General features: G+C 72.3%; 9 protein-coding genes and 1 pseudogene. 5 read left to right on the top strand and 5 right to left on the bottom strand.

What is annotated here, in order from left to right; genetic code table 11:
- Positions 1-63 precede the first annotated feature (63 nt).
- On the top strand, positions 64-1,152 hold the full coding sequence (locus ACH4D5_RS29220) for an NAD(P)/FAD-dependent oxidoreductase (protein ID WP_398308122.1): 1,089 nt from the start codon (positions 64-66) through the stop codon (positions 1,150-1,152).
- On the opposite strand, the gene ACH4D5_RS29225 is transcribed toward ACH4D5_RS29220, so the two are convergent.
- A complete protein-coding gene (locus ACH4D5_RS29225; protein WP_398308124.1) occupies positions 1,124-1,705 on the bottom strand; it encodes an RICIN domain-containing protein in 582 nt (193 codons plus the stop codon). The genes ACH4D5_RS29220 and ACH4D5_RS29225 overlap by 29 nt on opposite strands.
- 225 nt (positions 1,706-1,930) lie before the next feature.
- Here ACH4D5_RS29225 and ACH4D5_RS29230 point away from each other — a divergent pair, with 225 nt between their 5' ends.
- The gene (locus ACH4D5_RS29230; protein WP_398308126.1) at positions 1,931-3,286 is read left to right on the top strand and encodes an SDR family oxidoreductase; all 1,356 of its coding nucleotides are present in this window, start codon (positions 1,931-1,933) and stop codon (positions 3,284-3,286) included.
- Here the strand turns inward: ACH4D5_RS29230 and ACH4D5_RS29235 are convergent.
- From ACH4D5_RS29235 to ACH4D5_RS29250, 4 genes are all read right to left on the bottom strand, one after another.
- Positions 3,213-4,046 carry an enoyl-CoA hydratase/isomerase family protein gene (locus tag ACH4D5_RS29235; protein ID WP_398308128.1) on the bottom strand — a complete coding sequence of 278 codons (834 nt, stop codon included), beginning with the start codon at positions 4,044-4,046 and terminating at the stop codon, positions 3,213-3,215. The genes ACH4D5_RS29230 and ACH4D5_RS29235 overlap by 74 nt on opposite strands.
- Before the next feature lie 61 nt (positions 4,047-4,107).
- A complete protein-coding gene (locus tag ACH4D5_RS29240) occupies positions 4,108-4,869 on the bottom strand; it encodes a PIG-L deacetylase family protein (RefSeq protein WP_398308130.1) in 762 nt (253 codons plus the stop codon).
- 67 nt (positions 4,870-4,936) lie between these two features.
- Complete coding sequence (locus ACH4D5_RS29245; RefSeq protein WP_398308132.1) at positions 4,937-6,238, bottom strand: alpha/beta fold hydrolase; 1,302 nt, start codon at positions 6,236-6,238, stop codon at positions 4,937-4,939.
- A gap of 125 nt (positions 6,239-6,363) precedes the next feature.
- The gene (locus ACH4D5_RS29250; protein WP_398308467.1) at positions 6,364-7,446 is read right to left on the bottom strand and encodes a LacI family DNA-binding transcriptional regulator; all 1,083 of its coding nucleotides are present in this window, start codon (positions 7,444-7,446) and stop codon (positions 6,364-6,366) included.
- A gap of 883 nt (positions 7,447-8,329) precedes the next feature.
- Between ACH4D5_RS29250 and ACH4D5_RS29255 the strand changes: the two are divergent.
- The 3 genes and pseudogenes from ACH4D5_RS29255 to ACH4D5_RS29265 all read left to right on the top strand — a co-directional run.
- Positions 8,330-8,404: pseudogene (locus ACH4D5_RS29255) on the top strand (hypothetical protein); the annotation flags it as partial.
- 99 nt (positions 8,405-8,503) lie between these two features.
- Positions 8,504-9,739, top strand: coding sequence for an L-rhamnose isomerase (rhaI, locus tag ACH4D5_RS29260; protein ID WP_398308134.1), 1,236 nt, complete (start codon positions 8,504-8,506; stop codon positions 9,737-9,739).
- Positions 9,740-9,744: 5 nt separating this feature from the next.
- Complete coding sequence (locus tag ACH4D5_RS29265; RefSeq protein ID WP_398308136.1) at positions 9,745-11,784, top strand: bifunctional aldolase/short-chain dehydrogenase; 2,040 nt, start codon at positions 9,745-9,747, stop codon at positions 11,782-11,784.
- Positions 11,785-11,806 lie beyond the last annotated feature (22 nt).

Genomic DNA, 11,806 nt, shown 5'->3' on the forward strand with positions numbered 1-11,806 from the left:
ACCGGCAAAGAGACTTGTCGTTCTCGCACGCCTTGGGTGATGGTCTCCGTGGAGGTGGTCACCATGACCGGCACCTTGGACGAGAGGCGGAACGACATGCGGAACGAGAGCTACGACGTAGTGGTCGTCGGCGGCGGCACGGCGGGGCTGAGCGCGGCGCTCGTGCTCGGCCGGTCCCGGCGGCGGGTCCTGGTGGTCGACGCGGGCGAGCCGCGCAACGCGCCCGCCGCGCACATGCAGGGCTACCTGTCGCGGGACGGCATGCCGCCCGCCGAGTTCCTCGCCGAGGGGCGGCGGGAGCTGGAGCGCTACGGGGTGGAGGTCGTGCGGGGCCGCGTGTCGGCCGTGACGGCGGACGGTGCGGGCGAGTTCGGGGTCGCGCTGGCGGGCGGCGGGGCGGTGCACGCGCGCCGGGTCGTCATGGCGACGGGCCTCGTGGACGAACTGCCCGCCGTGCCGGGCGTCGCCGAGCGCTGGGGCCGCGACGTGCTGCACTGCCCGTACTGCCACGGCTGGGAGGTGCGGGACCAGCCCTTCGGCGTGCTCGCCGGGGATCCGTTCAACAGCCACCAGGCGCTGCTCGTCACCCAGTGGTCCAAGGACGTGACGCTGTTCCTGCACACCGTGCGGGACCTGCCGGACGCGGAGTGGGAGCGGCTCGCGGCCGCCGGGGTCCAGGTCGTGGAGGGCGAGGTCGCGGGTCTGGAGGTCGAGGACGACCGGCTGGCGGGCGTGCGGCTCGCCGACGGCCGGGTGTTCCCGCGCTCGGTGCTGTTCGTCGCGGCGAAGCCGGTGGCCCGGACGGGGCTCCTGAGCGCGCTCGGCGCGGAGTTCAAGGAGACCCCCTTCGGCCCGTACCCCACCGTGGACGAGACCTTCCGCACCACGGTCCCGGGCGTCTGGGCGGTCGGCAACGCCGCGGGCCCCATGGAGCAGGTGATCAACGCGGCGAGCGCCGGCTACCGCGCCGGGTCGATGATCAACGCCGACCTCGTCATGGCGGACATCGACGCGGCGGTGTCCCGCCGCCGGGCGGGGGTCTTCACTCCGGAGGGCGAAGCGGAGGTGGCGCGACTGGCGGCGGGAGCGCGCACGTACGAAGCCGCGGTGACTTCAGTGGACTCTACTGGCCGTACCACTGCTGGTAGTTGAGGCCGTTGCAGGGGTGTTCGCGCAGGCCGAAGGCGCCGCTGTCGTCGATGCACCGGCCGGTGTTCTCGTTCTTGAAGGTCGCCGTGCCATTGCTGTTGCGCCACAGCTCCCAGCGCTGGTAGTTGAGGTTGTTGCAGGGGTGCTCGCGGAGCCCGAAGGCACCGCTGTCGTCGATGCACCGGCCGGTGTTGGCGTTCCGCAGGACCCAGTTGCCGTTCTGTCCGTAGAGCTGCCAGTCCTGGTAGTTGAGACCGTTGCAGGCGTGCTCGCGCAGGCCGAAGGCGGCGCTGTCGTCGATGCAGCGGCCGGTGTTGACGTTGCGGATGGCACCTCCAGCCATGGCCTGTGCGTCCCCGGGCTGCACTCGTACGGCGCCCGGCCCCGGGAACGACGCGGTGGCCGTCTCGGCGGGAGCGGCGGGGGCGGCCGTCTCCGCGGGAGCGGCGGGGGGTGCGGCGGCCGCGCCGGTACCGGCGAACATCAGGGACGCGCTCGCGATGCCCGCCGCGAGGACGACGAGCGGACGGGGCGCGGTGAGTCTGCGTAAGGACACTTCTGCCTCCGGTTCATGCCAGTAAATGCTTATAAGTGCTGGATGTAGCGATGGATGTCAGATTTCAGGGGGATCTTGTAGCGAGCCCCGAGGCTAGAGCGCAGACCGTGAACATGACAGGGCTGGTCGGCGAGTTGTCCGCCCGCGCCGGTGGAATGGCCGAATGCCTGTGATGGCGGCCGAAGTGTGTGGAGCTTTCACGCCGTACGAGGTATCGATGCGCGCATGACGCATCGCGACGCGGACGACGGGGCGAGCCAGGAGAGCGACGGCGGAGCTGTGGCGCCGGACGGCAGGGGGGTCGCTCCGGGCGGCGCAGCAGTGGTGCAGGACGGAGCAGCAGTGGTGCCGCACGGTGCAGCCGTGGTGCCGGACGGTGCAGCCGTGGTGCCGGACGGTGCAGCCGTGGTGCCGGGCGGCGTGCTGCCCGGGCTCCCGCCTCCTCCCCCGCCCGGGGCGACCGCACTGCCGCCCGGCACCTACTCCGGGACCGTCGTCCTCGTCACCGGGGGCGGGACGGGCCTCGGCAAGGCCATCGCCGCGGAGTTCGCGCGACTCGGCGCCGACCTGGTCATCGCGAGCCGCAAGGAGGACCGACTCAAGGCGGCGAGGGACGAACTGGCGTCGCTGGGCGGGCGCGTGACGGCCGCGGTGTGCGACATCCGGGACGCCGAACGCGTCGCGGACGTCTTCGACGTGGCGCAGGAGGCGTACGGCCTGCCGGACGTCCTGGTGAACAACGCCGCCGCCAACTTCCCCGTCCCCGCGGAGGACATGTCGCCGAACGCGTGGCGCTCGGTCGTGGACATCACGCTCACCGGCACGTTCCTGATGACGCGCGAGTTCGGCCGCCGGCACCTGGCCGCGGGCACCCCCGGCTCGGTCATCGACGTGGGGGCGTCGTACGCCTGGACGGGCGGCCCCGGCTTCGCCCACAGCGCGGCGGCCAAGGCCGGGGTGAAGAGCCTGGTGGAGACCCTGGCCGTGGAGTGGGGTCCGTACGGCATCCAGGTCAACGGCCTGGTGCCGGGCCTGATGCCGCACGACGACATGACCGACGACATCCGCGGCAACCTCGACCGGGCCGGGGACACGGCCGCCGCCCGTCAGCCCGCCCTTCGCGTCGGCCTGCCCCGCGAACTGGGCTGGGCGGCCACCTTCCTCGCCTCCCCGTACGCCCGCTTCATCACGGGCCACACGCTGGTGGTCGACGGCGCGAACTGGCAGCGCAGGGGGCTGGTGAGCCCGCCGGTGGTGACGGTACGGGAACAGCTGGGCCTCCCTGCTTTCCCTGCATCCCACGCTGCCCGTACGCCCCACACTTCCTCTGCGCCCGGCACTCCCGCTGCACCCCGTGCTCCCTCTGCGCCCCACACTCCCGCCGCGCCCCGTACTCTCACTGCGCCCCATGCTCCCTCTGCGTCTCACACTTCCGCTGGGCCCCTTACTTCCCCCGCCTCCCCTGGCTCCCCCACTTCCCCCACTCCCCCTGGCTCTCGCCCTTCCCCTACTTCCCCTCGAACGACGCCGCCCGCCGCGCCGCCTTCGCCCCGTACCCCTCGCGCGAATCCTCCGACGTGAGCGTGATCGCCGCGTTCATCGCGACTCGGTCGAGCGCCCCCGCCATCCCCGTGTCGGCGTACGCGTCGATGCCGCGCTTGATGCCCTGGACGGCGAGCGGCGCGTTCGCGGCGATCTCGGCCGCCAGCGCATGGGCCGTCTCCGCCAACTCATCGGCCGGAACCACCTGTTGGAGCAGCCGGAGCCGCTCGGCCGTGGCAGCGTCGATCCGGCGGCCGGTGAGGGCAAGCAGCTTCGCCCAGCCGGCACCGGCCTCGCGGGCGATGCGCAGGTCACCGCCCGCGTCCACCGCGACGCCGAGCCGCGCCTCGGGCAGCGCGAAGACCGCGTCGTCGGCCGCAATCCGCACGTCCGCCATCAGCGCCAGTTCGAAGCCGAACCCGAGGCAGTACCCCTGGACGGCCGCGACGACCGGCTGCGGCAGCTGCGCGAAGACACGGAAGCGCTCGTGGACCCAGCGCATCGCCTCGTAGTAGTTGCGGGCGTGCTCGGCGCCGGAGCGGCCCGTGATGGCACCGCCCGGCGCCGTGATGTCGATGCCCGCGCAGAAGGCCCGGCCCTCGGCGCGCAGCAGCACCGCCCGGATGGAGTCGTCGAACCGGATGCGGTCGGCGAACAGGCCGAGTTGGCGCGTGGACTCCCAGCTCCACGCGTTGAGCTTGCGCGGGCGGCAGAGGGTGAGGATGCCGAGCCCGTCCTCGACGTCGAGGCGCAGCCGCTCCTCGCCCCGCGGGATGTCCGTTCCGATGGTGTCGATCATCCGCGCCCCCACTGGCCCAGCGTTTCGCTTCCTGATGGGCCGTCAGGCTAGGGGCGCGGGCTCACCGACTGAAGACCTCGAACCCCACCGCCGGTCTTCCGCCGAAGCGGGGCGCCAGCGCCTGGGCGTTGCCCGTGAGGAACGTACGGCAGTACTTCTCCGGGTCCTCGTCGGTCAACGCCTCGATGTAGGTGCGGTGTTCGAGGAGGGATGCCACCGACCGGTCGAGGCCCGCCGTCGCGTCCGCCGCGTGCGTGGGCGTCGACGAGCCGGCGACGGCGACCCACCGCACGCCGTCCCAGGGCTCCAGGCCCCGCTCCTCGATCAGTTCCGGGAAGATCCAGCGGTTGCCGGCGTCCGCCGCCGCGTCCAGCGTGGCGCGGCCGACCGCCACGTGGTCCGGCGTGTTCCAGGCGACGCCGCCCCACGTGTCTCGGTGGTTGAGCGTGATGACCAGCTCGGGGCGGTGCCTGCGGATCGCGGCGGCGATGTCGCGGCGCAGCGCGGTGCCGTACTCCACGACGCCGTCCTTGTGGTCGAGGAACTCCACAATGTCCACGCCGACGACGGCCGCGCTCGCCCGCTGTTCCCGCTCGCGCAGCGGGCCGCAGGTGGCCGGGTCGAGCGTGTCGATGCCGGCTTCGCCGCGGGTCGCCAAGAGGTACGTGACCTCGCGGCCGCCGTCCGTCCAGCCGGCGATCGCGGCCGCGCACCCGTACTCCAGATCGTCCGGGTGGGCGACGACGGCGAGCGCGCGCCGCCAGTCCTCGGGCATGGGAAGGAGCTGGTCGGCGGGGGTGGCTGAATGCTGCGGCTCGGTCATGATTCTCACCTTAACCCCGGGGTCCGACAACGAGTTGGGCGTCGGGAGCGGAAGACGCCGGGGGGCCTCAGACCTCGCCGCGCGTCAGCGCGAGCAGCCGGTCGAGCACGCGCGGGCCGCTCGCCCGCAGCCCGTCGTGCTCGAACTCGTCGGTGACCCAGGTGCGCAGGCCCCGGATGGCGCGGGCGGTGCGCAGGGAGTGCTCCGTGTCGACGTACAGGTCGTCGTGGTAGATCGCCGCCGCCACCGGCACCTCGTTCGCGGCGAGGCGCTCCGTGTCGTACAGGCGTGGCCAGCCGGTGCGCTCGGCGAGCAGGTCGGCGGTCTCGCGCAGCGGGCGCAGCGCGGGGTCGGTGTCGAACATCCAGCGCTGCACGGCCTCCCCGGTGAACAGCAGCGGCGCGTCGCCCGCCAGGGTCTTCTCCGCGTCGAACTGCGGGAATTCGGCGCGCGTCCGCTCGGCCGACCAGGCGGTGGGCCGCTCGCCCTGGCCGTAGATCGCCTCGTGCAGGACCGCGAAGAGGGGGTTGCCCGCGTACGAGAGGACGGCCTGGACGTTCTCCTGGAAGGCGTCGGAGAGCGCGAACCCGGCCGGTGTGCGCACGAAGGCGTCTTCGAGGAGGTAGTGCAGGCGGTGGCTGCCGTCGCCGGCGCCGAGCAGTATGCCGAGGGACTGGAAGGCCTGGACGGTCAGCTTGTAGCCGCCGTTCAGGACCGGCTCGTGCTCGGCGAGGTGGGCGGCGATGCGGCGGGCCCGCTCGACGTCCTGCGGGTACCGGGCGTAGTGCGCGGCGGTCTTGCGCTCCATGCGCGGGTAGGCGGCGCGGTACACGTCGTCGGCGTGGCCGTCGAGCGTGGGCAGGCCGCCGGTGATCAGCGCGGTGGACAGGCCCTCGGGCGCCGCCGACAGGTAGTGCGTCGTACAGAAGCCGCCGAAGCTCTGGCCGAGGACGGTCCAGGGGGCGCCGCCGGTCACCTCGGCGCGGATCGCCTCGCAGTCGCGGACGATGGAGTCGGCACGGAAGTGGGCGAGGTAGTCGGCCTGTTCGCGGGGGCCGCCGCGCAGGGGGAGCGTCTGGCGGTTGGCGGGCGTGGAGGCGCCGGTGCCGCGCTGGTCGAGGAGGAGGACGCGGAAGTCGTCGAGAGCGCGGTCGAGCCACGACTCCCTGCCGTGGAAACGGGTCGCCCCGAAGCCGGGGCCGCCCGTCAGGTACACCAGCCAGGGCAGGTCCGCGCCGCCCTTGGACGCCGACACGGCTTCGCGCGCGAAGACCTCGATCCGTTCCCCCGCCGGATCGTCGTGGTCGAGCGGCACGCTGAAGCGACGGTCGGTGAGGACGACGCCCGGCTGGCGGTACGTGAGGGTCAAGGCTGCTCCTGGACGACGTGGCGGGTACATGTGTTCGGTGCCCAGTCCAGCACATGGGCCGCGTCTACGGGCTTCGGGGCCGTTACCCGCGGACGCGCCCGGGCTGCGGGCGCGGCTGCCGCCGGTCAGCGGGGCGGCAGGCTGGAGCGGCGCACGACCAGCTCGGGCACGAGCACCACGCGCCGGTGCTCGTGCGCGCCCGCGGGCCCCTCGCCCTCCCCGGTCGCCGCCCTCTCCCCCGTCTCGCTCGGCTGCCTCATCTGCCTCGTCTGCTTCGTCTCGTCGAGGAGCAGCTCCGCAGCCATCGCGCCCATGGTGACGGCGGGCTGGCGCACCGAGGTCAGTGGCACCACGGCGGCGGCCGCGAACTCGATGTCGTCGTAGCCGACGATCGCGATGTCCTCGGGGACCCGCACGCCCGCCGCGTACATCGCCTGGAGCACCCCGAGCGCCAGCAGGTCGTTGGCGCAGAAGACGGCGGTCGGCCGCTCGGCGAGGCCGAGGATGCGGGCCCCCGCGTCGCGTCCCGCGGCCACGTCGAGGCGTTCGGTGGGCAGCTCCCGCAGCGCCGACGCATCCAGACCCGCCTCGGCGAGCGCCTGGAGCGCGCCTTCGCGCCGGTCCTTGACCTGGTTGAGTCCGGGCGGGCCGCTCACGTACGCGATGCCTCGGTGCCCCGCGTCCACGAGGTGGCGGACGGCGAGCGCGCCGCCCATCACGTCGTCCACGGAGACGGAGCACTCGGTGGCGCCCTCGGCGACCCGGTCCACGAGGACGAACGGAATGCCGTGCCTGCGGAAGGCCTCGATGTTGCGGCCGGTCGCGTCCGCGGGCGTCAGCAGGACGCCGTGCACGCGCTGCTCGGCGAAGAGCGCGAGGTACTCGGCCTCTTCGGAGGGGCTCTGTCCGCTGTTGCACACCATGACGCGGAGTCCCGCCTCGCGCGCGGCCCGTTCGGCACCGCGGGCGACGTCCACGAAGAAGGGGTTGCCCATGTCGAGGACGAGCAGCGCCATGATGCGGCTGCGGCCCGCGCGCAGCTGGCGTGCCGATTCGCTGCGCACATAGCCGAGCCTGTCGATGACCGCGAGCACCCGGTGCCGGGTCTCTTCGGAGACCATGTCCGGGCGGTTGATCACGTTCGACACGGTGCCCACCGACACTCCGGCGTGCTTCGCCACGTCTTTGATGCCGACCATGCGTTCCAGGTGCTCCATCCTGCCGTTCGACATCCTGCCGTTCGACCGTGGCCGGCCGTGCGGCCCAGCGTACTGAGATGCCTCGGCTCGAAGGCGCGTACGGCGCCGAAGGACCTGTTCAGGGCGTGCGCGGCCAGGGCGGGGGCTCTCTCACGGGCAGCACCGATCAGGGTGAAAGGTTTCAACCGGGTCCCAGGGAAGCTAGACCCGCGCCAACTGCACCGTCAATGGGCGGGACTTGAGAAGCGCGACGGCGGCAGAGACTTTTCCCTAAGAACGCAGCAGCCGACGCGAGGTGAGCGATGAGCCCTCCCTTACTCACCCCCTTGACAGCCGTCACCCCTGTGCCTAGCTTCGCCGTGCGTGAAACGATTCATCCGCGAGTCGTTACGGAGCTCCGTTGTGATCAGCAGAAGACGACTGCTCGGCACCATCGGCACCACCGGCACCATCTCCCTGGGCACGGCCGTCGCAGGTACCACCGCCGCCGCGACAGCCACGCCCGCCACCGCTCCGGACCGCCTCGACGAGCCCGACGTGTGGGACGGCGGCCCACAACTCAAAGCGCGCCCACGCCACTTATGGTCGGCCCGCGTCTGGGACGCCAGGAAGCGCCGCGTTGTATCGGCGCGCCCGCCGCGCTCGTCGGCACCCCCCGCCCTGGACGACGCCTCCTGGATCTGGTTCCCCGAAGGGGAACCAGTGAACAACGCCCCGCAGCCAAACGGTGGTTCCGCGGACGCTTCGAGGCACCGACGGGCATGCGGCGGGCGCGCCTCGCCCTCACGACTGACGACGGGCTCACCGCGTACGTGAACAGCACGCGCGTGGCGCACACCGAGGCCGACAGAGCCACCGACAACCGGCGCCGGCCCGTGCTCGCGAACCGGGCTTCCGCAAGGTCCTCGTCCGGCCGCGCCCGGACGGCAAGGCGACGGAGGCGGAAGGCCGCTTCGACTCGGTCCACGGGCCCGTCACTAAACGCCGTCTACACCGCGGCCTCCGGAACCCACCACTTCTCCACCGACGACTGCCCCACTCGAACCATCTTTCGGAAGGCTGCGCGATGACCGCCGGACCCAGCAAGGACGCCGTGAAAGCGGCACTCACCACCCAGGTCTTGGAGACACCGTCCTGGGCGTACGGCAACTCCGGCACGCGCTTCAAGGTCTTCGCGCAGCCAGGCGTCCCGCGCACGACACGCGAGAAGCTGGACGATGCCGCCCGCGTGCACGCGCACACCGGCGTGGCGCCCGCCGTCGCCCTGCACATCCCCTGGGACCGCGTCGACGACTACGGCGCGCTCGCCGAGTACGCCAGGGAGCGCGGCCTGCGCCTCGGCGCGATCAACGCCAACGTCTTCCAGGACGACGACTATCGGCTCGGCTCGGTCACCAACCCCGACCCGGCCGTCCGGCGCAAGGCCGTCGCCCACCTCCTGGAGTGCGTCGACGTCATGGACGCGACCGGCTCGAAGGACCTCAAGCTCTGGTTCTCCGACGGCACCAACTACCCCGGCCAGGACGACCTGCGCGACCGGCAGGAACGCCTGGCGGAGGCGCTTCGCACGGTCTACGACCGGCTCGGCGACGGCCAGCGGATGCTCCTGGAGTACAAGCTGTTCGAGCCGGCCTTCTACGCCACCGACGTCCCCGACTGGGGCACCGCGTACGCGCACTGCCTCAAGCTGGGCCCCAAGGCTCAGGTCGTCGTCGACACCGGCCACCACGCGCCGGGCACCAACATCGAGTTCATCGTGGCGACGCTGCTGCGCGAGGGCAGACTCGGCGGCTTCGACTTCAACTCGCGCTTCTACGCCGACGACGACCTGATGGTCGGCGCGGCCGATCCCTTCCAGCTCTTCCGGATCATGTACGAGGTGGTGCGCGGCGGCGCGTTCGCGGCGAGCACCCCCGACGGGCCGGGGGCGCGCATCTCCGAAGGGCCCGCGGCGAGCGCCTCCGAGGGGCCGGGTGTCGCGTTCATGCTCGACCAGTGCCACAACATCGAGGCGAAGATCCCCGCGATCATCCGCTCGGTGATGAACGTGCAGGAGGCCACGGCGAAGGCGCTGCTCGTGGACGTCGAGGCGCTGACGGCCGCGCAGCGCGCGGGCGACGTGCTCGCGGCGAACGGGGCGCTGATGGACGCGTACAACACCGACGTGCGCCCCCTACTGGCGGAAGTCAGGGAGGAGTCGGGGCTCGCCCCTGATCCGCTCGGGGCCTATGAGCGGTCAGGCTGGCAGGAGCAGATCGTCAAGGAGCGCGTCGGCGGCGTGCAGGCCGGATGGGGGGCATGAGCGGCATGGAGCGGCACACTTGCGTCACGGAACTGCTGGACCGCGCCCACACGCTGGGCGCGGACCCGCGCAACACGAATTATGCCGGGGGGAACGCGTCGGCGAAGGGCACCGCACCCGACCCGGTGACGGGCGACGCCGTCGACCTCATGTGGGTCAAGGGCTCCGGCGGCGATCTCGGCACGCTGCGGGAGTCGGGCCTCGCGGTGCTGCGGCTGGACCGACTCCGCGCCCTCACAGGGGTGTTCACGGGCGTGGAGCGCGAGGACGAGATGGTCGCGGCGTTCGACTACTGCCTGCACGGCAAGGGCGGTGCCGCGCCGTCCATCGACACGGCGATGCACGCCCTGGTCGAGGCGGCGCATGTCGACCACCTGCACCCCGACTCCGGTATCGCGCTCGCCTGCGCGGCCGACGGCGAGAAGCTGACCACCGAGTGCTTCGGCGACACGGTGGCGTGGGTGCCCTGGCGCCGCCCCGGGTTCCAGCTGGGCCTGGACATCGCGGCCGTGCGGGCGGAGCGCCCGGAAGCGATCGGCTGCGTCCTGGGCGGGCACGGCATCACCGCGTGGGGGGACACATCGGAGGAGTGCGCGCGCAACTCGCTGCACATGATCCGTACTGCGGAGCGCTTCCTCGCCGAGCGCGGCAGGCGGGACCCGTTCGGCGCGGAGCTCGCGGGGTTCGGTCCGCTCCCCACCGCCGAGCGCCACGCGCGCGCGGCCGCGCTGGCCCCCGTCATCCGGGGCCTGGCCTCCCAGGACCACCCACAGGTGGGCCACTTCACCGACACGGCACCGGTCCTTGACTTCCTCTCCCGCGCCGAACACCCGCGGCTCGCCGCCCTCGGCACCTCCTGCCCCGACCACTTCCTGCGCACGAAGGTCCGGCCACTGCTCCTCGACCTGCCGCCGACAGCACCCCTGGACGAGACGGCCGACCGCCTCCGGGAGCTCCACGCCGACTACCGCACGGAGTACGCGGCGTACTACGCCCGGCACGCCCAGCCCGGCTCTCCCGCGATGCGGGGCGCCGATCCGGCGATCGTCCTGGTGCCGGGCGTGGGCATGTTCAGCTTCGGCAAGGACAAGCAGACCGCGCGCGTGGCGGGCGAGTTCTATGTGAACGCGATCAACGTCATGCGGGGCGCGGAGGCCGTCTCCTCCTACACGCCGATCGAGGAGTCCGAGAAGTTCCGCATCGAGTACTGGGAGCTGGAGGAGGCGAAGCTGCGCCGTATGCCTGCACCGAAGCCCCTGGCGACCCGGGTGGCCCTCGTGACGGGCGCGGGCAGCGGCATCGGCAGGGCGATCGCGCACCGTCTCGCCGCCGAGGGTGCCTGCGTGGTCGTCGCCGACCTGGACACCCGGAGCGCGACCGCTGTGGCCGACGAACTGGGCGGGCGGGACACGGCGCTCGCCGTCACCATGGACGTGACCAGCGAGGCCCAGATCACCGCGGCATTCGAAGCGGCGGCCCTCGCCTTCGGCGGCGTGGACCTCGTCGTCAACAACGCGGGCATCTCCCTGTCCAAGCCACTCCTGGAGACCACGGCCCACGACTGGGACGTCCAGCACTCCGTGATGGCGCGCGGTTCCTTCCTGGTCTCGCGGGAGGCGGCCCGCGTGCTGCGGGCGCAGGGCATGGGCGGCGACATCGTGTACATCGCCTCGAAGAACGCGGTGTTCGCCGGCCCGAACAACATCGCCTATTCCGCGACCAAAGCCGACCAGGCCCATCAGGTCCGCCTGCTGGCAGCGGAGCTGGGTGCCGACGGGATCCGGGTCAACGGCGTGAACCCGGACGGCGTGGTGCGCGGTTCGGGCATCTTCGCCGGCGGCTGGGGCGCCCAGCGGGCGGCGGTGTACGGAGTGCCGGAGGACGAGCTCGGCGCGTTCTACGCACAGCGGACCCTCCTCAAGCGCGAGGTCCTGCCGGAGCACGTGGCGAACGCGGTGTTCGCCCTGACGGGCGGAGACCTCTCGCACACGACGGGTCTGCACATACCGGTGGACGCGGGTGTGGCGGCGGCTTTCCTGCGCTGAGCCCACCGATCGCCCGGCCCTT

This window comes from Streptomyces sp. NPDC018029, from assembly GCF_044327655.1.
GTDB lineage: Bacteria > Actinomycetota > Actinomycetes > Streptomycetales > Streptomycetaceae > Streptomyces.

Coding starts and splice junctions, on each gene's coding strand:
- ACH4D5_RS29240 (WP_398308130.1), bottom strand. CDS start 4,869: ATGACCGAGCCGCAGCATTCAGCCACCCCCGCCGACCAGCTCCTTCCC.
- ACH4D5_RS29230 (WP_398308126.1), top strand. CDS start 1,931: ATGACGCATCGCGACGCGGACGACGGGGCGAGCCAGGAGAGCGACGGC.
- ACH4D5_RS29235 (WP_398308128.1), bottom strand. CDS start 4,046: ATGATCGACACCATCGGAACGGACATCCCGCGGGGCGAGGAGCGGCTG.
- rhaI (WP_398308134.1), top strand. CDS start 8,504: ATGACCGCCGGACCCAGCAAGGACGCCGTGAAAGCGGCACTCACCACC.
- ACH4D5_RS29265 (WP_398308136.1), top strand. CDS start 9,745: ATGGAGCGGCACACTTGCGTCACGGAACTGCTGGACCGCGCCCACACG.
- ACH4D5_RS29220 (WP_398308122.1), top strand. CDS start 64: ATGACCGGCACCTTGGACGAGAGGCGGAACGACATGCGGAACGAGAGC.